The sequence below is a fragment of the Rhodococcus koreensis genome (assembly GCF_900105905.1).
GTDB classification, from domain to species: Bacteria; Actinomycetota; Actinomycetes; order Mycobacteriales; family Mycobacteriaceae; genus Rhodococcus_F; species Rhodococcus_F koreensis.
This window is the reverse complement of sequence record NZ_FNSV01000005.1, coordinates 2,162,473-2,184,260: the sequence shown is the minus strand read 5'-3', so window position 1 is coordinate 2,184,260 and position 21,788 is coordinate 2,162,473. Positions and strand designations below refer to the sequence as shown.

The 21,788-nt window shown below is 67.6% G+C and carries 22 protein-coding genes; 17 read left to right on the top strand and 5 right to left on the bottom strand.

Annotated features, from left to right (window positions below; all coding sequences use genetic code 11):
* The first annotated feature begins 17 nt into the window (after positions 1-17).
* From BLV94_RS14840 to BLV94_RS14775, 14 genes are all read left to right on the top strand, one after another.
* Positions 18-572 carry a NuoB/complex I 20 kDa subunit family protein gene (locus BLV94_RS14840; RefSeq protein WP_005574811.1) on the top strand — a complete coding sequence of 185 codons (555 nt, stop codon included), beginning with the start codon at positions 18-20 and terminating at the stop codon, positions 570-572.
* 84 nt (positions 573-656) lie between these two features.
* Positions 657-1,436: an NADH-quinone oxidoreductase subunit C gene (locus BLV94_RS14835; protein ID WP_072940572.1), complete on the top strand. Its 780-nt coding sequence runs from the start codon at positions 657-659 to the stop codon at positions 1,434-1,436.
* A complete protein-coding gene (gene nuoD, locus BLV94_RS14830; protein ID WP_072940570.1) occupies positions 1,436-2,752 on the top strand; it encodes an NADH dehydrogenase (quinone) subunit D in 1,317 nt (438 codons plus the stop codon). The genes BLV94_RS14835 and nuoD overlap by 1 nt, the downstream gene beginning before the upstream one ends.
* A complete protein-coding gene (gene nuoE / locus BLV94_RS14825) occupies positions 2,749-3,672 on the top strand; it encodes an NADH-quinone oxidoreductase subunit NuoE (protein ID WP_072940567.1) in 924 nt (307 codons plus the stop codon). The genes nuoD and nuoE overlap by 4 nt, the downstream gene beginning before the upstream one ends.
* 1 nt (position 3,673) lies before the next feature.
* Positions 3,674-4,972: an NADH-quinone oxidoreductase subunit NuoF gene (gene nuoF / locus BLV94_RS14820; RefSeq protein ID WP_072940564.1), complete on the top strand. Its 1,299-nt coding sequence runs from the start codon at positions 3,674-3,676 to the stop codon at positions 4,970-4,972.
* Between the two features lie 51 nt (positions 4,973-5,023).
* Positions 5,024-7,489 carry an NADH-quinone oxidoreductase subunit G gene (locus BLV94_RS14815; RefSeq protein ID WP_255314966.1) on the top strand — a complete coding sequence of 822 codons (2,466 nt, stop codon included), beginning with the start codon at positions 5,024-5,026 and terminating at the stop codon, positions 7,487-7,489.
* Positions 7,486-8,838 carry an NADH-quinone oxidoreductase subunit NuoH gene (gene nuoH, locus BLV94_RS14810; RefSeq protein ID WP_072940558.1) on the top strand — a complete coding sequence of 451 codons (1,353 nt, stop codon included), beginning with the start codon at positions 7,486-7,488 and terminating at the stop codon, positions 8,836-8,838. Before BLV94_RS14815 ends, nuoH begins: the two co-directional genes overlap by 4 nt.
* A complete protein-coding gene (gene nuoI, locus BLV94_RS14805) occupies positions 8,831-9,397 on the top strand; it encodes an NADH-quinone oxidoreductase subunit NuoI (RefSeq protein WP_072940556.1) in 567 nt (188 codons plus the stop codon). Before nuoH ends, nuoI begins: the two co-directional genes overlap by 8 nt.
* 31 nt (positions 9,398-9,428) lie before the next feature.
* Positions 9,429-10,238, top strand: coding sequence for an NADH-quinone oxidoreductase subunit J (locus tag BLV94_RS14800; RefSeq protein WP_167372241.1), 810 nt, complete (start codon positions 9,429-9,431; stop codon positions 10,236-10,238).
* Positions 10,235-10,534, top strand: coding sequence for an NADH-quinone oxidoreductase subunit NuoK (nuoK, locus tag BLV94_RS14795; RefSeq protein ID WP_005239116.1), 300 nt, complete (start codon positions 10,235-10,237; stop codon positions 10,532-10,534). Before BLV94_RS14800 ends, nuoK begins: the two co-directional genes overlap by 4 nt.
* A 69-nt stretch (positions 10,535-10,603) precedes the next feature.
* On the top strand, positions 10,604-12,496 hold the full coding sequence (gene nuoL, locus BLV94_RS14790) for an NADH-quinone oxidoreductase subunit L (protein WP_072940551.1): 1,893 nt from the start codon (positions 10,604-10,606) through the stop codon (positions 12,494-12,496).
* Positions 12,493-14,061 (top strand): NADH-quinone oxidoreductase subunit M, encoded by a 1,569-nt coding sequence (locus BLV94_RS14785; protein WP_174705480.1) that lies wholly within the window; start codon positions 12,493-12,495, stop codon positions 14,059-14,061. Before nuoL ends, BLV94_RS14785 begins: the two co-directional genes overlap by 4 nt.
* On the top strand, positions 14,061-15,683 hold the full coding sequence (gene nuoN / locus BLV94_RS14780) for an NADH-quinone oxidoreductase subunit NuoN (RefSeq protein ID WP_072940547.1): 1,623 nt from the start codon (positions 14,061-14,063) through the stop codon (positions 15,681-15,683). The genes BLV94_RS14785 and nuoN overlap by 1 nt, the downstream gene beginning before the upstream one ends.
* 155 nt (positions 15,684-15,838) lie before the next feature.
* Positions 15,839-16,573 carry a DUF1906 domain-containing protein gene (locus BLV94_RS14775; RefSeq protein WP_072940544.1) on the top strand — a complete coding sequence of 245 codons (735 nt, stop codon included), beginning with the start codon at positions 15,839-15,841 and terminating at the stop codon, positions 16,571-16,573.
* A 4-nt stretch (positions 16,574-16,577) separates the two neighbouring features.
* Here BLV94_RS14775 and BLV94_RS14770 read toward each other — a convergent pair whose 3' ends face one another.
* A complete protein-coding gene (locus tag BLV94_RS14770) occupies positions 16,578-17,081 on the bottom strand; it encodes a nuclear transport factor 2 family protein (RefSeq protein WP_072940541.1) in 504 nt (167 codons plus the stop codon).
* A gap of 357 nt (positions 17,082-17,438) precedes the next feature.
* Between BLV94_RS14770 and BLV94_RS14765 the strand changes: the two genes are divergently transcribed.
* Positions 17,439-17,909 (top strand): MarR family winged helix-turn-helix transcriptional regulator, encoded by a 471-nt coding sequence (locus tag BLV94_RS14765; RefSeq protein WP_072940538.1) that lies wholly within the window; start codon positions 17,439-17,441, stop codon positions 17,907-17,909.
* Positions 17,910-17,919: 10 nt separating this feature from the next.
* On the opposite strand, the gene BLV94_RS14760 is transcribed toward BLV94_RS14765, so the two are convergent.
* Positions 17,920-18,270, bottom strand: coding sequence for a hypothetical protein (locus BLV94_RS14760; protein WP_072940536.1), 351 nt, complete (start codon positions 18,268-18,270; stop codon positions 17,920-17,922).
* 110 nt (positions 18,271-18,380) lie between these two features.
* Complete coding sequence (locus tag BLV94_RS14755; RefSeq protein WP_072940533.1) at positions 18,381-19,124, bottom strand: Rv1157c family protein; 744 nt, start codon at positions 19,122-19,124, stop codon at positions 18,381-18,383.
* A gap of 356 nt (positions 19,125-19,480) precedes the next feature.
* Here BLV94_RS14755 and BLV94_RS14750 point away from each other — a divergent pair, with 356 nt between their 5' ends.
* Positions 19,481-20,815 carry a mannosyltransferase gene (locus tag BLV94_RS14750; protein WP_072940531.1) on the top strand — a complete coding sequence of 445 codons (1,335 nt, stop codon included), beginning with the start codon at positions 19,481-19,483 and terminating at the stop codon, positions 20,813-20,815.
* Here the strand turns inward: BLV94_RS14750 and BLV94_RS14745 are convergent.
* Entirely contained in the window at positions 20,763-21,047 is a 285-nt protein-coding gene (locus tag BLV94_RS14745; RefSeq protein WP_015889728.1) for a 4a-hydroxytetrahydrobiopterin dehydratase, read from the bottom strand. The two genes, BLV94_RS14750 and BLV94_RS14745, sit on opposite strands and share 53 nt — an antisense overlap.
* A 58-nt stretch (positions 21,048-21,105) precedes the next feature.
* On the opposite strand from BLV94_RS14745, the gene BLV94_RS14740 reads away from it, so the two are divergent.
* Positions 21,106-21,486 carry a (deoxy)nucleoside triphosphate pyrophosphohydrolase gene (locus BLV94_RS14740; protein ID WP_072940528.1) on the top strand — a complete coding sequence of 127 codons (381 nt, stop codon included), beginning with the start codon at positions 21,106-21,108 and terminating at the stop codon, positions 21,484-21,486.
* Between the two features lie 2 nt (positions 21,487-21,488).
* Here BLV94_RS14740 and BLV94_RS49560 read toward each other — a convergent pair whose 3' ends face one another.
* Complete coding sequence (locus BLV94_RS49560) at positions 21,489-21,656, bottom strand: hypothetical protein (protein WP_167372117.1); 168 nt, start codon at positions 21,654-21,656, stop codon at positions 21,489-21,491.
* Positions 21,657-21,788 lie beyond the last annotated feature (132 nt).

Genomic DNA, 21,788 nt, shown 5'->3' with positions numbered 1-21,788 from the left:
GAAGAGAAGAGTCGGATATGGGCATCGAGGAGAAGCTGCCGAGCGGCTTCCTGCTGACCACGGTGGAGGGGCTTGCGGGCTACGTCCGGAAGGGCTCGCTGTGGCCCGCCAGTTTCGGGCTCGCGTGCTGCGCGATCGAGATGATGGCCACCGCAGGCGGACGCTTCGACATCGCCCGCTTCGGCATGGAGGCGTTCCGTGCCTCACCCCGGCAGGCCGATCTGATGATCGTCGCCGGCCGGGTGAGCCAGAAGATGGCGCCGGTGCTGCGGCAGATCTACGACCAGATGGTGGAGCCGAAGTGGGTGCTGGCGATGGGCGTGTGCGCGTCGTCGGGTGGGATGTTCAACAATTACGCGATCGTGCAGGGTGTCGACCACATCGTCCCTGTCGACATCTACTTGCCGGGGTGCCCGCCGAGGCCCGAGATGCTGCTGAACGCGATCCTCGCGCTGCACGAGAAGATCCAGCAGATGCCGCTCGGTGTTCACCGGGAGGAGGTGGCGCGTGCGGCTGAGCAGGCCGCGCTGGCCGCCACCCCCACCATCCAGATGAAGGGCCTGCTCCGGTGACGGCGCGCGCAGCGAGGGAGCGGAGCAACCCGAGCAAGTGCCGGAGCCGTGCGGTCTGGACTGAGGAACGAGGGAGCGTAGCGAGTGAGTGACGAGGGAAGACCGCACGACCAAGCTCCGGCACCCGCGAGCGAAGCGAGCCAAACCAACACAGGAAGACCGCACGACCAAGCTCCGGCACCCGCGAGCGAAGCGAGCCATGTCCCAGAGCAGATCGGTGTGCGTAAGGGTTTGTTCGGGGCGCGGGGTAGTGGGGATACGTCGGGGTATGGGCGGTTGGTGCGTCCGGTGTTGTTGCCGGGGAGTACGCCGCGGCCGTTCGGCGGGTATTTCGACGAGGTGGCGGATGGGTTGGGGGCGGCGCTGGCGGAGTCGGGGGTGGGCTTCGAGGTGGCGGTGGAGTCGGTGGTGGTGTTTCGGGGTGAGGTGACGTTCGGTGTGCGGCGCGAGTTCTTGGTGCCGGTGGCGCGTGCGTTGCGGGATGAGCCGGATCTGCGGTTCGAGATGTGTCTGGGTGTGAATGGTGTGCATTTCCCGCAGGATGCGGGCCGGGAGTTGCATGCGGTGTATCCGTTGTTGTCGATTACGCACAATCGGCGGATCCGTCTGGAGGTGGCGGTGCCGGATGGGGATCCGCATATTCCGTCGTTGTACGACGTGTATCCGACGAATGATTGGCACGAGCGGGAGACGTACGACTTCTTCGGGATCGTGTTCGACGGTCATCCGTCGTTGACGCGGATCGAGATGCCGGATGACTGGCCGGGTCATCCGCAGCGGAAGGACTATCCGCTCGGCGGTATCCCCGTCGAGTACAAGGGCGCGGAGATCGCGCCGCCGGACGAGCGGCGGGGGTACAGCTGATGAGCGAGGACACGGTTTTCACGGTTGCCGGTCAGGACTGGGACGAGGTTGTCGATGCGGTGAAGGCGGCGTCGGAGGACGCGGGTTCGGGGAGCGGCGAGGAGCGCATCGTCGTGAACATGGGTCCGCAGCATCCGTCGACGCACGGGGTGCTGCGGCTGATCTTGGAGATCGAGGGTGAGACGGTCACGGAGGCCCGGTGCGGGATCGGCTATCTGCATACGGGGATCGAGAAGAATCTCGAGTATCGGACGTGGACGCAGGGCGTGACGTTTGTGACGCGGATGGATTACCTGTCGCCGTTCTTCAATGAGACGGCGTATTGCCTCGGTGTGGAGAAGTTGCTCGACATCACGGATCAGGTGCCGGAGCGGGCGAGTGTCATCCGGGTGATGTTGATGGAGCTCAACCGCATCTCCTCGCATCTGGTGGCGCTGGCCACGGGCGGGATGGAGTTGGGCGCGGTGACGGCGATGCTGTTCGGTTTCCGGGAACGTGAGTTGGTCCTGGATGTGTTCGAGTTCATCACGGGGTTGCGCATGAACCATGCGTATATCCGGCCGGGTGGGTTGTCGCAGGATCTGCCGGAAGGGGCGGTGGAGAAGGTCCGCGAGTTGCTCACGTTGATGCCGGAGCGGTTGCGGGACATGGAGAATCTGCTGAACGACAACCGCATCTGGAAAGGCCGGACCAAGGGCATCGGGTATCTCGACCTCACGGGGTGCATGGCGCTCGGCATTACGGGTCCGATGCTGCGTGCGACGGGTCTGCCGCACGATCTGCGGAAGTCGCAGCCGTATTGCGGGTACGAGAATTACGAGTTCGAGGTCAGCACCGACACCGGGTGCGACGCGTACGGCCGCTACCTGATCCGGGTCGACGAGATGAAGGAGTCGCTGAAGATCGTCGAGCAGTGTCTCGACAAGTTGCGGCCGGGGCCGATCATGGCGGAAGACAAGAAGATCGCGTGGCCTGCGGATCTGACGTTGGGCCCGGATGGTCTGGGTAATTCGCCGGAGCATGTCCGCGAGATCATGGATTCGTCGATGGAGTCGCTGATCCATCATTTCAAGTTGGTGACAGAGGGTTTCCGGGTGCCGCCGGGCCAGGTGTATGTGGCGGTGGAGTCGCCGCGGGGTGAGCTCGGGGTGCACATGGTGAGCGACGGCGGCACGCGCCCGTTCCGGGTGCATTTCCGGGATCCGTCGTTCACGAATCTGCAGTCGGTGGCGGCCACGTGTGAGGGCGGCATGGTGGCGGATGTGATTGCCGCGGTCGCGAGTATCGATCCCGTCATGGGGGGAGTGGATCGATGACCGAGCGAACCGCACCGGCGCAACCACCTGTTTTCATCGAGTTCGGGCCTCGGCCGGAGGAGAACGGCCGGCTGGTGCGGCCGGGTGCGCGGGAGGAGTATCCGCCGGAGATACGGGCGCGGCTCGACGCCGACGCCGATGTCGTCGTCGCGCGTTATCCGAATTCGCGTTCCGCGCTGCTGCCGCTGTTGCATCTGGTTCAGGCGGAGGACGGGTGCATCACGCCGGCGGGGGTCGAATTCTGTGCCGGCCGGCTCGGGTTGACCGGAGCCGAGGTGGCCGCGGTGGCGACGTTCTATTCGATGTACCGGCGCGAGCCGACGGGCGACTATTACGTGGGGGTGTGCACCAACACGTTGTGCGCGGTCATGGGCGGCGACGCGATCCTCGCCGCGCTGGAGGAGCATCTCGATCTGCCGCACGGTGGCACGTCCGCGGACGGCAAGGTCACGTTGGAGCACATCGAGTGCAACGCGGCGTGCGATTACGCCCCGGTGGTGATGGTGAACTGGGAGTTCTTCGACAATCAGACCCCGGAGTCGGCCCGCTCGCTCGTCGATTCCCTGCGGTCGGGGGCCCGGGTGTCGCCGAGCCGCGGCGCGACGCTGTGCACGTTCCGGGAGACCGCCCGCATTCTCGCCGGGTTCCCTGACGAGCGTCCCGGTGCGCTCGAGGAGGGCGGCGCCGCAGGCGAAGCGACACTGGCCGGCCTGCGCGTTGCGCGGGAACGGGGGATGACGGCGCCTGATCCGGCGGAGACGTCCCTCGTCCCGGAGCCGCAGGCACGGGACACCGAGGCGGTGGCGGCCGAGTCGACGAAGGACGAGCCGGCGCCTGCCCCGTCGGCGACGGTGCCTCCGGATCGCTCCACCTCCGAAACGAACCCGGCTGCGACCGACCCGGGACGGAAGGGAGACTGACATGCCGCTGACCCCGGTCCTGAGCCGCTACTGGGACGAGCCCGAATCCTGGACCCTCGACACGTACCGTCGCCACGACGGGTACGAGGGCCTGCAGAAGGCGCTGCGTATGGAGCCGGACGAGGTCATCGCGACGGTCAAGGAGGCCGGTCTGCGCGGTCGCGGCGGTGCCGGATTCCCGACCGGCATGAAGTGGTCGTTCATCCCGCAGGGCGACGACAAGCCGCACTACCTCGTGGTCAACGCGGACGAGTCCGAACCGGGCACCTGCAAGGACATGCCGCTGATGCTGGCCACGCCGCACGCGCTCGTGGAGGGCGTCATCATCGCGGCGTACGCGATCCGCGCCGGTCACGCCTTCATCTACGTGCGCGGCGAGGTGGTGCCGGTGCTGCGCCGGCTGCAGGCCGCGGTCGCGGAGGCGTACGCGGCGGGCTACCTAGGCAAGAACATCCTGGGTACCGGGTTCGACCTCGAGTTGGTCGTGCACGCGGGTGCCGGGGCGTACATCTGCGGCGAGGAGACGGCGCTGCTCGACTCGCTGGAGGGGCGCCGCGGCCAGCCGAGGCTGCGTCCGCCGTTCCCCGCGGTGGCCGGTCTCTACGCGTCCCCGACCGTCGTCAACAACGTCGAGTCGATCGCGAGCGTCCCGCCGATCATCGTGAACGGTATCGAGTGGTTCCGCTCGATGGGCAGCGAGAAGTCGCCCGGGTTCACCCTCTATTCCCTGTCGGGGCACGTGACCACACCCGGACAGTACGAGGCTCCACTGGGAATCACGTTGCGGGAGTTGCTCGAGTACGCGGGCGGCGTCCGCGCCGGGCATCGGTTGAAGTTCTGGACGCCGGGCGGTTCGTCGACGCCGATCTTCACGGACGAGCATCTCGACGTCGCTCTCGACTACGAGGGTGTCGGCGCCGCCGGGTCGATGCTGGGCACCAAGGCCCTGCAGATCTTCGACGAGACCACGTGTGTGGTGCGCGCCGTGCTCCGCTGGACCGAGTTCTATGCGCACGAGTCGTGCGGCAAGTGCACGCCCTGCCGGGAGGGCACCTATTGGCTGGTGCAGATCCTGGAGCGGCTCGAGCGGGGGGAGGGGACCGATGCGGACCTGCAGAAGTTGCTCGACATCGCGGACAACATCCTCGGCAAGTCGTTCTGCGCTCTCGGTGACGGTGCGGCGAGCCCGATCATGTCCTCCATCAAGTACTTCCGCGACGAGTACCTCGCGCACTTCGAGCAGGGCGGCTGCCCGTTCGACCCGCATCAGTCGACGCTCATGGCTGGAGTACGCGCATGATGTGGCACCGGGGCCGCGCGGTCTGGACCGAGGAGCGAGGGAGCGCAGCGAATGAGTGACGAGGGAAGGGCGGGCGTGAAAGCCCCGGTGCCCGCGAGCGGAGCGAGCCCTCACACAGTGAGCGTTGTCATCGACGGGGTGGAGGTGAGTGTTCCCATGGGCACGTTGGTGATTCGTGCCGCGGAGATGATCGGTATCCAGATCCCGCGGTTCTGCGACCACCCGTTGCTCGATCCGGTCGGCGCCTGCCGTCAGTGCCTCGTCGACGTGGAGGGGCAGCGTAAGCCGCTCGCCTCCTGCACCACGACCGTCACCGACGGCATGGTTGTCCACACCCAGCTCACGTCGCCGGTCGCCGACAAGGCGCAGAAGGGGGTGATGGAGTTGCTGCTGATCAATCATCCGCTGGACTGCCCGGTGTGCGACAAGGGCGGCGAGTGCCCGTTGCAGAATCAGGCGATGTCCAACGGGCGCGCGGAGTCGCGTTTCGGGGAGATCAAGCGCACGTTCCCCAAGCCGATTCCGCTGTCCACAGAGGTCCTTCTGGACCGGGAGCGGTGTGTGCTGTGCGCGCGGTGCACCCGGTTCTCCCAGCAGGTTGCGGGGGATCCGTTCGTCGAGCTGATGGAGCGGGGTGCGCTGCAGCAGGTCGGGATCTACGCGAAGGAACCGTTCGAGTCGTACTTCTCCGGCAACACCGTCCAGATCTGCCCGGTGGGCGCGCTGACGGGTACCGCGTACCGGTTCCGGGCCCGCCCGTTCGATCTGATCTCCAGCCCCAGTGTGTGCGAGCACTGTGCGAGCGGTTGCGCCCAGCGCACCGATCATCGGCGGGGCACGGTGTTGCGGCGGCTGGCGGGCGACGACCCCGAGGTCAACGAGGAATGGAATTGCGACAAGGGGCGGTGGGCGTTCGCCTACGCCACCCAGGCCGACCGGATCACCACCCCGCTGGTCCGCGGCGGCGACGGCACGCTGGCGCCCGCCTCCTGGTCGGAGGCCCTGGCCGTCGCTGCGCGGGGACTGACCGCGGCGCGGGGCAGTGCGGGTGTTCTCGTCGGTGGTCGGTCCACGTGGGAGGACGCCTACGCCTACGCGAAATTCGCGCGAACGGCGCTCGGCACCAACGACATCGACTTCCGCAGTCGCGCACACTCCGGTGAGGAGGCCGACTTCCTGGCGGCCCGGGTGGCGGGGCAGCGACTCGCGGTCACCTACGACGATCTCGACGCCGCGCCGATCGTTCTCCTCGCCGGGTTCGAGCCGGAGGAGGAGTCGCCGATCGTGTTCCTCCGCCTGCGCAAGGCGGCGCGCACGAAGGCCGTTCCGGTGTACTCGATCGCCCCGTACACGTCCCGCGGCCTCGAGAAGGTGTCCGGCAGACTGCTGCGGGCCGCGCCGAATGCGGAACCGGAGGTCCTCGACGGACTCCGCACGGGTGATGCGGACCCGGGGGTCACCGAGTTGCTTCGCCGACCGGGTGCGGTCGTCGTGGTGGGGGAGCGGCTCGCCGCGGTGCCGGGGGCACTGTCCGCCGCGGTCCGGCTGGCCGACGCCACCGGTGCCCGGCTGGCCTGGGTGCCGCGACGCGCCGGTGAACGCGGCGCACTCGAGGCGGGCGCGCTGCCCGGACTGCTCCCGGGTGGCAGGCCGGTGGGCGATCCCGAGGCCCGTCGGCAGGTCGCGTCGGTGTGGAATGCCGCGGATCTACCGGACACCGCGGGCCGCGACACCGCGAGCATCCTCGCCGCCGCCGAATCGGGGACGCTGGGGGCGCTGGTGATCGGCGGTGTGGAGATCGACGACCTCCCCGACCCGCAGGCCGCGACGGCGGCCGTCGACGCGGCCGGCTTCGTCGTGAGTCTGGAACTGCGCCACAGTGCGATCACCGACCGCGCGGACGTGGTGTTCCCCATCGCACCGGTCATGGAGAAGCCGGGCACCTTCGTCGACTGGGAGGGCCGCACCCGGGATTTCGACGCCGCACTCCGCGGCACCGGGGCGATGCCCGATCAGCGTGTGCTCCACGCGATCGCCGGCGAAATGGGTGTCCCGCTGGGTCTTCCCGACGCGGCGACCGCACGGCGGGAACTCGAACGGCTCGGCGCCTGGGACGGTGACTTCCCGGATCCGCCCGACGTCCCGCAGTCCCCACGGCGGGACCCCGGGGCGGGGGAGGCGGTGCTCGCCACGTGGCGGATGCTGCTCGACTCGGGGCGGTTGCAGGACGGGGAACCGCACTTGGCGGGCACGGCGCGCACCCCGGTCGTGCGGATGTCCGCGGCGTCGGCGGCCGAGACGGGTGCCGGTGACGGAGATCCGGTCACCGTCGCGACGGAACGAGGCGAGGTGACGTTGCCGTTGGTGATCACCGACATGCCGGATCGGGTGGTGTGGCTGCCGCTCAACTCGCCCGGCTCCGCGGTCTACCGCCAACTGGCCGCCGGGGCGGGAACCGTCGTGAACGTACGCCGCGCCGCAACCACCAACGGGATCGCCCCGGGAGGTGCGCTGTGACGATCGCGGCCGTCTACCCCGACCCGGCACTGTTCGGGCACGACCCGTGGTGGCTGGTTCTGGGCAAGGCGCTGGCCGTCTTCGTGTTCCTCGTCCTCACCCCGCTTCTGACGATTCTGGCCGAACGCAAGGTCATGGCCTGGATGCAGATGCGCGTCGGCCCGAACCGGGTGGGCCCGCGGGGCATGCTGCAGAGCCTCGCAGACGGCATCAAGCTCGCCTTGAAGGAGGGGATCGTCCCGAAGGGTGTGGACAAGCCGATCTACATAATCGCGCCGATCATCGCCGCGGTGCCCGCGTTCATGGCGTTCGCGGTGATCCCGTTCGGCCCTGCGGTGTCGATCTTCGGGCACTACACGCCATTACAGCTGACGGACCTGCCGGTGGCCGTGCTCTACGTCCTCGCAGCCACGTCGATCGGCGTCTACGGCATCGTGCTCGCCGGCTGGGCGTCCGGCTCCACGTACCCGCTGCTGGGAGGTCTGCGCTCGACGGCGCAGGTGATCTCGTACGAAATCGCGATGGCGTTGTCGTTCGCGGCCGTCTTCCTGGACGCAGGAACGATGTCCACGTCGGGCATCGTCGCCTCCCAGGAGCACACCTGGTACATCTTCCTGCTGCTGCCGTCGTTCCTCATCTACGTCACCTCGATGGTGGGTGAGACCAACCGGGCGCCCTTCGACCTGCCCGAGGCCGAAGGCGAACTGGTCGGCGGGTTCCACACCGAGTACTCCTCGCTGAGCTTCGCGATGTTCATGCTCGCCGAGTACGTGAACATGGTGACCGTCTCGGCGCTCGCCACCACCCTGTTCCTCGGCGGCTGGCACGCACCGTTCCCGCTCAGTCTGTGGGACGGCGCGAACTCCGGTTGGTGGCCGGTGCTGTGGTTCACGCTGAAGGTCTGGGGTTTCCTGTTCGTGTTCGTCTGGTTGCGCGCCACGCTGCCCCGGCTGCGGTACGACCAGTTCATGGGTCTCGGCTGGAAGATCCTGATCCCGATCTCGCTGGTGTGGGTCATGATCGTCGCCACCGTCCGGGCCTTCCGCAACGACGGCTACGACGCCCGGACGATCACCCTCGTCGTCGCGGGCCTCGTCGTGGCCCTCGTCGTGGTGGCGCTGCTGTGGAAGCGTCTGCGTCCGGGCCGCGTTCACGCACCAGAGAAACCGGTCGAGCCGCGCGACCGCGCCGAACTGTCCCCGGAGACACTCGAACCGTTCGACCCCATGGCCGGTGGATACCCGGTTCCGCCGATGCCGGGTCAGACGCTGCCCGCGTTCCGGCGCACGCCCGTCTCCGTCACCGGCGCGCACTCCACCGGATCGACTCAGGAGAACAGCGATGACTAAATTCCTCGGCCCCATAGCGGGATTCGGCGTGACCTTCTCCACGATGTTCAAGAAATCGAACACCGAGTTCTACCCGGAGGAGAAGACGCCGACGGCGCCCCGCTATCACGGCAGGCATCAGCTCAACCGGTACGCGGACGGCCTGGAGAAGTGCATCGGGTGCGAACTGTGCGCCTGGGCGTGCCCCGCCGACGCCATCTTCGTCGAGGGCGCCGACAACACCGACGAGGAACGCTTCTCGCCCGGCGAGCGGTACGGCCGGGTGTACCAGATCAACTACCTGCGCTGCATCGGGTGCGGGCTGTGCATCGAGGCGTGCCCGACACGGGCGCTGACCATGACCAACGAATACGAGATGGCCGACGACAACCGGGCGGGGCTGATCTACGAGAAGGATCGGCTGCTGGCCCCGCTCGAGTCCGGCATGGTCGATTCGCCGCACCCGATGGCCCCGGGAACCACGGCCGAGGACTACTACCGCGGCACGGTGACCGGGGGAGCGGCGCCCGCGTCGCAGGACGAGTCCGAGGCGGACGACACGGCGGGGGACAGGCCGTGATCGAGGGAGGAGAGCCGACGTGGTGAACACGATGCCGTCCGCGGTCCAACTGGTCGCGGAACCCTTCACCCAGACCTCGACCGGCGAGGGCGTGCAGTTCTGGGTCCTCGCGACCGTGGCCGTGGTCGGCGCGCTCGGAGTGGTCAGCGCGACGAAAGCCGTCTACTCGGCGATCTTCCTCGCCACGACCATGATCATCCTGGCCGTGTTCTACATCGCCCAGGGCGCGCTGTTCCTCGGCGTCGTGCAGATCGTGGTCTATACCGGAGCGGTCATGATGCTGTTCCTGTTCGTGCTCATGCTCATCGGCGTCGATTCCTCCGAATCCCTCGTCGAAAACCTGCGCGGTCAGCGGGTGGCTGCGATCGCCGCGGGACTGGGATTCGGTCTCCTGCTGATCGGCGGCCTCGGAAGTGCGTCCGTCTCCGCGTTCACCGGTCTCGACCAGGCCAACGCGGCGGGCAACGTCCAGGGGCTGGCCGAACTCGTCTTCGTCCGGTATGTGTGGGCCTTCGAACTGACCGGCGCCCTGCTGATCACCGCGACCATCGGTGCCATGGTGCTTGCCCACCGGGAACGGTTCGAGCGGCGGAAGGATCAGCGCGAGCTGTCCCAGGACCGTGTCCGCGAGGGCGCCCGGGTCACGCCGCTACCCAGTCCCGGGGTTTACGCGCGGCACAACGCCGTCGACATCCCGGCGTTGCTGCCCGACGGCACGTTCTCCGACCTCTCCGTCAGCCGGTCGCTCGACCGGCGGCCGAGCATGCCCGCCCGGGCACTGGGCACCGCGGACGTCGCGGCCCCCGAACCCGCCGCGACCGAAGACGGTGGTGGGCGATGAACCCCGAGAACTACCTCTACCTGTCGGCGCTGCTGTTCACGATCGGTGCCGCCGGGGTGCTGATCCGCCGCAACGCGATCATCGTGTTCATGTGCATCGAACTGATGCTCAACGCCTCGAATCTGGCGTTCGTGACGTTCGCCCGGATGCACGGCAACCTCGACGGGCAGGTCTTCGCGTTCTTCACGATGGTCGTCGCGGCCGCCGAGGTGGTCGTCGGTCTGGCGATCATCATGACCATCTTCCGTTCCCGCCGTTCGGCTTCCGTCGACGACGCCAACCTCCTCAAGAACTGACGGGTCCCCGATGACGCACATCCTCGAGAAGGTGACTTTGCCCGACGACACCCCGATCGGCGGTGCGGCATGAGCGGAACGCTGTCGTCGGCGGTGTGGCTACTGCCGGTTCTGCCGCTCCTCGGCGCCGCCGTGCTCCTGCTGGTGGGCAGGCGCAGCGATGCGTGGGGTCATCTCCTCGGCTGCGTGACGGCGCTGGCCTCGTTCGCACTCGGCCTCGTCTTCTTCGTCGACATGCTGGGCCGGGACGCCGCCGACCGGGTGGTGCACCAGATCCTGTTCAGCTGGGTGCCGGTCGGCGAACTCCAGGTGGACTTCGGTCTGCAACTCGACCAGCTGTCCGTGTGCTTCGTGCTGCTGATCACCGGTGTCGGCTCGCTGATCCACATCTATTCGGTCGGCTACATGGCGCACGACCCGGAGCGCAGGCGGTTCTTCGCCTACCTCAACCTGTTCCTCGCGGCGATGCTGCTACTCGTGCTGGCCGACAATTTCCTGGGACTGTACGTCGGGTGGGAGGGCGTCGGTCTCGCGTCGTACCTGCTGATCGGGTTCTGGCAGTACAAGCCGTCCGCGGCGGCCGCGGCGAAGAAGGCGTTCGTGGTCAACCGCGTCGGCGACATGGGGCTGATCCTCGCGATCATGATCATGTTCTCGACGTTCGGGTCGATCGAATTCGCCGACGTGTTCACGCGTGCCGACGCCGCGAGCGAGGGGGTGCTCACCGCGATCGGGCTCGCGCTGCTGCTCGCCGCCTGCGGCAAATCGGCTCAGGTCCCGCTGCAGTCCTGGCTCGGCGACGCGATGGAGGGCCCGACACCGGTGTCCGCGCTCATCCACGCCGCGACCATGGTCACGGCGGGTGTGTACCTCATCGTCCGCTCCAACGCGATCTTCGACCTGGCGCCGAACGCCCAGCTCGGCGTCGTGATCGTCGGCGCGGTGACCCTGCTGTTCGGCGCGATCATCGGCTGCGCGAAGGACGACATCAAGAAGGCGCTGGCGGCGTCGACGATGAGCCAGATCGGGTACATGGTGCTGGCCGCCGGACTCGGACCGGCCGGGTACGCGTTCGCGATAATGCTGCTGCTCACCCATGGCTTCTTCAAGGCCGGCCTGTTCCTCGGCGCGGGCTCGGTGATGCACGGCATGAACGACGAGGTGAACATGCGCCGCTACGGCGGTCTGCGCACCGTCATGCCCATCACGTTCGTCACGTTCGGGCTGGGATACCTGGCCATCATCGGGATTCCGCCGTTCTCCGGCTTCTTCTCCAAGGACAAGATCATCGAAGCGGCGTTCGCCGCCGAGGGCGTGCAGGGCGTCGTCCTCGGAACGGTCACGCTGCTCGGCGCGGGACTCACCGCCTTCTACATGACCAGGGTGATGCTGATGACCTTCTTCGGACGCCGCCGATGGGCACCAACTTCCCACCCACACGAATCGCCAGGGGTGATGACGGTACCGATGATCCTGCTCGCGGTGGGTTCGGTCGCCGCCGGCGCCCTCCTCGCCGTCGGCTCCTCCCTCCAGCACTGGCTGGAACCTGTCGTCGGCGCCCACCACGGCGAGCCCGCCCTCCCGGTGTGGGCGATCACCGCACTCACGCTGGTGGTGGTGCTCGCGGGAGTCGCGGTGGCCTACCGGCAGTACGCCCGGCAGCCGATCCCCGACGTCGCGCCGACGGACGTCACCGCGCTCACCGTCGCGGCCCGGCGGGACCTGTACGGCGACGCGTTCAACGAGGCGGCGCTGATGCGTCCCGGGCAGGAGTTGACGCGAACGCTCGTGACCGTCGACGACCGGGGCGTCGACGGCGCCGTCAACGGGTTCGCCGCGCTCGTCGGCGGAACGTCGGTGCGGGTGCGGCGTCTGCAGACCGGGTTCGTCCGGTCGTACGCCCTGTTCATGTTCGCGGGTGCGGCGCTTCTGGTCGCCACGATGCTGGTGAGGCTGTGGTGAGCGGCTTCCCGTGGCTGACGGTCCTGTGGGTGCTGCCACTCGTCGGTGCCGGTGTGGTCCTGGCCTTGCCCGTCCACAGGCGCGCGCTTGCGAAATCGGTCGCGGTCGGTGTGTCCGTGGTGGTCCTGTGCCTGGCGGTCGTGCTGGCGATCCGGTTCGACCCGACCGGCGAGCAGTACCAGTTCGTCGAATCGCACGCCTGGATCCCGGCTTTCGGCACCCGGTACATCCTGGGCCTCGACGGCATCGCGCTCGTCCTGGTCCTCCTCACCGCCGTGCTGGTGCCGCTGCTGTTGCTGGCGGGGTGGAACGACGGCGACTCCGCTCCCGACTACGACCGGCGGCGGATGGCGCACACGTACGTGGCGCTGACGCTGATGGTCGAGGCGATGGTGATCGTCTCGTTCACCGCCCTCGACGTCCTGCTCTTCTACATCTTCTTCGAGGCCATGCTCATCCCCATGTACTTCCTGATCGGAGGATTCGGCGGGGCGGGGAGGGCGTATGCCGCGGTGAAGTTCCTGCTGTACAACCTGTTCGGCGGCCTGATCATGCTGGCGGCCGTCATCGGGCTGTACGTGGTGACGGCGCGCCAGGACGCGTTCGGCGGCGGCACCTTCGACTTCCGGGTGATCGTCGCGGAGGGTCTGGACGCCGACCCCGGTGTGCTGAAGGCGCTGTTCCTCGGGTTCATGTTCGCCTTCGCGGTCAAGGCCCCGCTGTGGCCGTTCCACACGTGGCTGCCGGGCGCGGCGGTGGAAGCCACCCCGGCCAGCGCGGTGCTCATGATGGCCGTCGTCGACAAGGTCGGCACGTTCGGGATGCTGCGGTTCTGCCTGCAGATGTTCCCGGACGCGTCCGCGTACTTCGCGCCGTTCGTCACGGTGCTGGCGGTGATCGGCATCATCTACGGCGCGGTGCTGGCCATCGGACAGACCGACGTGATGCGACTGATCGCGTACACGTCGATCTCGCACTTCGGTTTCATCATCCTCGGCATTTTCGCGATGACGAGCCAGGGGCAGGCCGGATCGACGCTGTACATGGTCAACCACGGCATCTCGACCGCGGCGCTGTTCCTGATCGCCGGGTTCCTGGTGTCCCGGCGCGGCACCCGCCTCATCGCCGACTACGGCGGCGTGCAGAAGGTCGCTCCGGTGATGGCGGGCACGTTCCTCGTGGCGGGGCTGGCCACGCTGTCGCTGCCGGGCCTGGCGCCCTTCATCAGTGAGTTCCTCGTCCTGGTCGGGACGTTCTCGCGGTACCAGATCGCTGCCGTGGTCGCGACTCTCGCGCTCGTCCTCGCGGCGATCTACGTGCTGTGGCTCTACCAGCGGATGATGACGGGACCGCTGAAGGAGGGCAACGAAACGGTACGCGATCTCGTGCGCCGTGAGATCGCGGTCGTGGCACCGCTGATCGCCCTGCTGCTCGTCCTCGGCGTCTACCCCAAGCCGGTGCTGGACGTCATCACCCCCGCGGTGAGCCACGTCCTCGTCACCGTCGGTCAGCACGATCCTGCCCCCACCGTCGCCGGGCAGGACCCAGAGGGAGGCACACCCTGATGAGTACCTCCGAATTCGTCCTCGCCCAGTCCGCGCCGTTGCCTGCGCCGGACATCGAATACGGCCAGCTGGCGCCGATGTTGATCGTGTTCGGCGTGGCTGTGGCCGGTGTGCTCGTGGAGGCGTTCCTGCCCCGGCGCGGCCGCTATTCGAGCCATCTCGTTCTCGCGCTCGGCGGACTCACCGCGGCATTCGTGGCCGTCGTCCTGCTGGCCGGAACCCGCGACTCGGTGGTCGGGGGAGCGGTGGCCGTCGACGGTCCGACGCTGTTTCTCCAGGGCACGATCCTGCTGATCTCGATCCCGGCGATCCTGATCATCGCCGAGCGGAGCGTCGACAGCGGGGTCGGCGCTGCGACCGCGGAGGTCACGGCCGTCCGCGGGGCGGAGCCCGAAGGCGGAACCGACGCCTTCACCCCGCAGGCGTTCGCCGTCCCCGGCAGTGTCGCCGAGCGGGAGGCCACCAGGAACGCCCCGGGGCACACCGAGGTCTTTCCCCTCACGCTGTTCGCGGTCGGCGGGATGCTCCTGTTCCCGGCGTCCAACGACCTCCTCACCATGTTCGTGGCGCTCGAGGTGCTCTCGCTGCCGCTGTATCTGCTGTGCGGGCTGGCGCGGCGCCGCCGTCTCCTGTCGCAGGAGGCCGCGATGAAATACTTTCTGCTCGGGGCGTTCTCGTCGGCGTTCTTCCTGTTCGGGGTGGCTTTGCTGTACGGCTACGCGGGCACCGTCGCGTTGCCGGGGATCGCCGACGCGCTCGCCGAGGGCGCCGAGGACCGGACGCTGGCGCTGATCGGCACCGCGCTCCTGTCGGTGGGACTGCTGTTCAAGATCGGCGCGGTCCCGTTCCACTCCTGGATCCCCGACGTCTATCAGGGTGCGCCGACACCGATCACCGCGTTCATGGCGGCGGCCACCAAGGTCGCGGCCGTCGGGGCGATGCTGCGCATCTTCTACGTCGCGCTGCCCGACCTCCGCGCGGACTGGCGGCCGGTGATGTGGGGCGTCGCCATCCTCACCATGGTGGTCGGTGCCGTCATGGCGGTCACGCAGAACGACGTCAAGCGGATGCTCGCGTACTCCTCGGTCGCGCACGCCGGATTCATCCTCACCGGTCTGGTCGCGGCCAACCGGGCGGGTCTGTCGTCCACCATGTTCTATCTGCTGGCCTACGGATTCAGCACGCTCGGCGCGTTCGCCGTCGTCACACTCGTGCGGGACAGCCGGGGCGAGGCGACGGACCTGTCCCGTTGGGCGGGGCTGGGGCGGCGTTCGCCTCTGGTGGGCGGGGTCTTCGCCCTGTTCCTGCTCGCGTTCGCCGGAATCCCCTTGACGAGTGGGTTCGTCAGCAAGTTCGCGGTCTTCCAGGCCGCCATCGAGGGCGGTGCCGTTCCGCTCGTCCTCGTCGGCGTCGTCAGCAGCGCGATCGCGGCGTTCTTCTACGTCCGGGTGATCGTCCTGATGTTCTTCTCGGAACCGCAGAGCGACGCCCCGACGATCGTGGTGCCCAGCATGTTCACCGCCGCCGCCATCGCGGTGGGAGTGGTGGTGACGGTGGTGCTCGGAATCCTGCCGCAGGGGGCGCTGGAACTGGCGGACCAGGCCGCGGTGTTCTTCCGCTGACCCGGCGGTGCCGGCGGGTCGCGAGTGTTCGATGTGACGGATGTAGTCCAAGTGGCTGGCGGGACCCGTGTGAGTGTGGTGGAATGCAAACCGGACAACATACCGACTGAGCGAGAGTGAATGTCGGAGACACGCCGGAGCGCGACCGATCGGATATGGGGGCGACAGTGCAGATTTCTCGGAGAGACCTGTTCCGGTACGCGGCAGCGGGATCCGCCGTGGCCGGGATCGCGGCGCTCACGTCCACCACGTCCTCTGTCGCCGTCGCGAAGGCGGACAGTCTCGGCATTCTGATCGACTACGCGGGCGGCGTGCCTTCGGCGGACGCCATCCTCGAGGCCGGATACGACGGCGCCATCCGCTACGTGTCGGATCGCCGTCCCGGCGCCGAATGGATGGAAGGCAAGCCGATGCTCGCCGACGAGGCGCAGGCACTGCTCGACGCCGGACTGTCCGTCGTCTCGTGCTATCAGTTCGGCAAGGGGCCGACCGCCGACTGGCGCGGCGGGCTCGAGGCGGGCAAACGGCACGCGGAGCGCGGGCTCGAATTGCACCTCGCCGCAGGCGGTCCCGAAGACCGCCCCATCTACGCGTCCATCGACGACAATCCTTCGCCCGCAGATTTCCTCACCATGATCGCCCCGTACCTCGCCGGGTGGGAGTCGGTGGTCGGCAAGGGCAACACCGGCATCTACGCCAACTCCAAGACCCTGGATCTGGCGGTACTCGCCGGGCTCGGGTCGTGGTACTGGCAGCACGACTGGGGCACGCCCGAGGGGTACGTGCACCCGTCGGCGCACCTGCATCAGTACGAGATCGACGCGAGCAACGTCGACGGCGTGGGCATCGATCTCAACGACATTCTCAAACCCGACTACGGGCAGTGGTGACCGGTCAGGCTGCCGGTCGATCACCCGTCTTCGAGAGCCACTGCCGCGCGTCTTCTGGTAGGTTGCCTGCGGATTCCGCTGCGCGGCACCACTTCTTGGCGGTGGCGAGAAAGTTCATCGGGTTGTACGCGTCCTCTTCGCGCGACCACAGGTTGTCGCCGGCGTAGTGGAGGATCGTGATGTTGGCGGCGGCGTGCCGCGAGCCGTCGCCGGGATCCTCCATGGGGTTGTCGATCTCGCAGATCACCCATCCGCGGTCTTCGTCGATCACGTACCAGTTCGCCGGGAACTCGGTCATCCGGCTTCCGGGGAAGGCCGACATGGTGCGCGTGACCCAGGTGCGAATGGCCTCGCGTCCGGCGAAGTGCCCGAACGCGTGCTCGACGTACGTGGCGTCCTCCGTGAAGAGGTCGGCGAATCCGTCCCAGTCTCCGAGTTCGACGCAGCGGCTGACGGTTCGCTGGTAGTGCGCGAACGCCTCGTCGAGTTCGGCGCGACTCCACGGCATGGTGCATCCCCTTCTCTCGTCCGGCACCGCGTCTGCGTGCCTCGAAGAATGAGAACACGTTTCAGTTCTGTTGTGGGGTGTTTTCCAGTGGATGGGATCGTTGAAACGCCACCCGAGTCGACTCCGATTACCTGTTGTCACTCGTTTCACTCTGGAACCCGGAGGTTCTGCCATGGATCTGCTGATCAATGTCGTGTACACCGTCGCGTCGGTTCTCTACACCGCGCTGTTCGTCAACGGATCCTGATTGGCTCCCGCGGTACCGGAATGTGCACGCTACACATGATGTGTATGATGCACAATGATGTCCCGGTCGAGGTAACCGTGCCTCGGGCAGAATGACGGTAACTCTGGGAGGTGTCGGTGTCCGATCGCGACGAGGTGGCGGCTGATATCGAGAACGAATTGACATTGCTGTCGCGCTATCACGCCCACGCGCAGCGGGCGGGATTCCAACTCGACCGTTCCGCCTACTTGCTTCTCGGACGCCTGGAACTGGAACATCCGCTCAGCCTGAAACAGCTCGCCGAGGCGTTCCGGCTCGACATCTCGACGATCAACCGGCAGATCGGCGCGCTGCTGAAGCGCGGACTCGTCGAGCGGGTCCCCGACCCGGACGGGGGAATGGCCCGCAAGGTCGAGGCCACTGCGCGGGGGCTCGAGCAGCTTCACGCAGACCGGGCGCTCGGCAGGAACGGTGTCGAACGCATCATCGCCGAGTGGAGCGACCACGACCGGGGTGAGCTGCGCCGCCTGCTGACCAAATTCAACGGCGAGATCGAGAAGTACGACGGCAACTCCTGGCCGCGCGCCGGCCGGACGACCTGACCGGACGTCGTCAGGACTGGACGTGCGCGGTCGCGTCCCGGGCGAGGTCCGGTTCGTCGGCGATGACCGTGAGGTGAGGGTGCTCGGGCGGCGCGTCGTGCCAGCCCTTCCACGACAGCAGAGACCACCGCGACAGCCCCGACAACGCCGATCCGAGGCTGGCGAACGAGGCGGTGCTCAGTGCAGAGCCTGCCGATCCGACGGACCCGATCGAGAGCACCGAGCCGACACTCCCGATCGACAGGACCGAATAGGCGGAACCGATCGAGAGGATCGATCCTTCCGAACGGATCGACAGGATGGAACGCCGGGCGTGTCGCGATCGCAGTGAGTGGTCCGTTGTGTGATGCGTCGAGGGCATTCCTCGGTCTACCACGGTGGCGCCGTCGGCAAACAGTGAAGCGGCGCAGACATGAGCGAGGGGCCCTCCGGAAAGTCCGGAGGGCCCCTCGCTCGTTCAGCTGTGAAGTGCTACGCGACCTGGAACATGCCGACGGTGGGGAGGAAGCTGCACGTGATCGGCGCCGCGCCCTCCTTCTGGGTCGTCAGTCCGCCCGACACGACCGCGAGGACGCGGCCCGGACCGGTGTCCGCGATCGCCGACAGGGTTGCCGGTCCGTCGGGGTTGATCTTGGCCTCGTTGGTGAGGTTCTGAGTGGCGCGCCGCTGGTTGTCCAGGTTGATCCACGTCACGGTCAGCGGTTCGGGCTGTTCGGCGGCAACGGAACTGGTTCCGAGGGCGGTGAACACGAAACCGGCCTGACCTGCCTTGGGGCCGGGCGGGGGCAGCTGGGCCGGGCCGGGGACCGCGAGCGCGGTGCCGACCGAGTCGGCGCCCTCGCCGATGCAGCCCTTGCCGATGGTCGGGTAGAGGAACTGCGCGATGACGGGCGCGTTCTCCTTCGGGATCTCGGGACCGCCGCCGCCACTGCCGTCGAGGAACGTGATGACGCGTTCGAGGGTGGACTTGAGTTCCGGCGGGATGCCGGGGGACTCGAGAAGGTTGCGGGCCTGGTCCAGGATCGCGTCCTGGGGTCCTGCGGCGATGTCTTCGGTACCAGCGGCTGCGCCGATGATGGCGGGTGCGAACGACGCGAGCATCTCCACGGGGATGCCTTCGGGCACGGGCGGCGGCGTCGGCTGCGCGATCGCCTGGGCCGGCACTGCCATAGCGGCTGCTGCGGCAACGGCGAGAGCAGTTACTGCTCTGCGCATACCTCGGGTTCGAAGCACAGTCTCCCCATCCTTAGTCATAACAGCGTGGACGACAAAACAATCCACGTCTGACGGCTCGGGGGGTCACTCTATGTACAGCGCCCCCGGGTTGTACAGCTCACGAGTTCGTTCACCGGTAGCTGCGGCACCCCGGTGGGAGTGTATGGCATACAGACCCCGACGGTGATCCTCCGGTGACGATAGCTTGTGGCACGTGTGGTTCGTGTGATTGGTGATGCAACTGTTACGCACGGCTACGGACACCTCGGAGGCAGCGGGCGGCGCCGTCTACGCTGTGCGGGACCGTTTCGGGATCGGCTGAGACATCTACACACCTCACGGGAGAGCGCCACACTGTGTCCGACCATGCAGCGTCCGACGGCGGAGCAGCCTCCGACGACCCGACTTCCGAGCGTTCACCCACGTCCACCCGGGGAACATCCGCCCTGCACACCTTGTTGCGATGCGCGCCTGTTCTTCTCGTGCTGTCGGTGCTCGGGCGGATGGCGTGGACGCTGTTGAGCCCCAACGGGATGAACCTGGTCGACCTGCACGTCTACGTCGACGGTTCCGAGGCGCTTCACGGTGGCAGTCTCTACGACTTCACCTATTCGGAAGTGACACCGGACTTTCCGTTGCCGTTCACCTACCCGCCGTTCGCGGCGCTCGTCTTCTTTCCCTTGCACTACCTGCCGTTCCCGCTGGTCGGGGTCGGCTGGCAACTGCTCACCATCCTCGCCCTGTACGCGCTGGCGCGCATGAGTCTGGGGCTCGTGCTCGGCGATGCCGCGCGCAGCCCGCACTGGCGTGCGGTCGCGGTGTTGTGGACCACGGTCGGGGTGTGGGTGGAGCCGGTGCGCACCACGCTGGACTACGGCCAGATCAACGTCTTCCTGGCCCTGCTCGTGATGACCGCGGTCCGCAGTTCCCGGTGGTGGCTGTCCGGTGCGCTCGTCGGATTCGCCGCCGGGATCAAACTGACCCCGGCGATCACCGGCCTCTATTTCCTGATGCAACGCCGCTGGAAGGCCGCCGTCTTCTCCGGGGTCGCGTTCGCCGCGACCGTCGGAGTCAGTTACCTGCTGATCGGCTCGGAGGCGCGGGAGTACTTCACCCACCTGCTCGGTGACGCCGATCGCATCGGGCCGGTCGGCTCGGTCTGGAATCAGTCGCTGCGCGGCGCGTTGTCGCGGCTGCTCGGGTACGACGTCGAGACGGGCGTCCTCTGGCTGCTGGCGGTGGCGGTCACCGTCGTCCTCGCCGGCCTGGCCTGGCGGGCGATCGCCCGGGACGATCGGCTCGGCACCCTCATCCTTGTCGAGCTGCTGGGGTTGCTCGTCTCACCGATCTCGTGGTCGCACCACTGGGTGTGGGTGATCCCGATGCTGATCTGGTTGCTGCACGGCCCCTACGGTTCGATGCTCGGCACCCGGATCCTCGCCGGGTACTGGCTCGTCACCACTCTCATCGGCGTGCCCTGGGTGCTCAGCTTCTTCCAGGACTCGATCTGGCTGATCTCCCGGCCCGCGGTACTCGCGTGGCTGGGCACCGTCGACGTCGTCGGCGCGTTCGGTGTCTACCTCTGGGTGGCCTACGCCGGGCGACGCACGAAGCGTGCCACCGCGGCCGTCGGCGAGATCAGCCCGCCAGTGAGTCGATCTGCGCAGCAAGATCCAGATCCAGCTGCGTGAGACCGCCCGCGGAATGCGTCGACAGCGTGTAGGTGACCTTGCGCCACCTGATGTCGATGTCCGGATGGTGGTTCGCGGCCTCCGCCGCCTCCGCGACCTTCCGGACCAGCTCCACCGCTTCGGGGAAACTCGGCGACTCCACGGTGCGGACGAGGGAATCACCCGCCCGCTGCCACCCGGGCAGTCCTGCGAGCGCGGTGTCGATCTCTCCGTCTGACAGCAACTCGGCCATACCTCATGATGGTGCCGTGCCCGAGGAACGTGCAAGACCTGTCGAGAACACCGGTGAAGTGGTGGCGGCCGCGATCATCGTCGACGGCCGGCTGTTGCTGGCACAGCGGACGCGGCCCCCGGAACTCGCCGGACTGTGGGAGCTGCCCGGCGGCAAGGCGGAGGCGGGGGAGAGCCCCGAGGACGCGCTGCGCCGCGAACTGCGGGAGGAACTCGGGGTCGAGGTGTCAGGCGGCGACCGGATCGGTGACGACGTGCCGCTGCCCGACGGCCGGGTGCTGCGCGCGTACCGCGTCGAACTGGTGTCAGGAACACCCGCCGCGCTCGACCACGCGGAACTGCGATGGGTGGACGGGCGGGAACTGGGCGAGATCGACCTCGTCGGCAACGACCGCGGATGGGTGCCGGACCTGCGGCTGCACCTGAACGGGTGGGCCTGACCTCACGCCGCGCGGGCCTTCTTGAGCCCCTTCTTCAGGTCCTTCTTGGACGCGCCCTCGTTCTCGAGCTTCTTCATGCGCATGATGACGACCGGGCACTTGATGCACCGCGTCTTGCTGCGGCAGCACTTCTTCTTCGGCTTGAGACCCGAGACCTTGCTGGCCTTCACCTTGCCCATACTCGGCTCGGCCTTCCTACTCCGGTGAACGCCGGTATCCGCCGGCTCCGCTCAGGTTAGCGTCCCCTCAGCTTTCGACCCCACCGCACACGCGAGAAGGGCCGAATTCGACGTGGCGCAGAT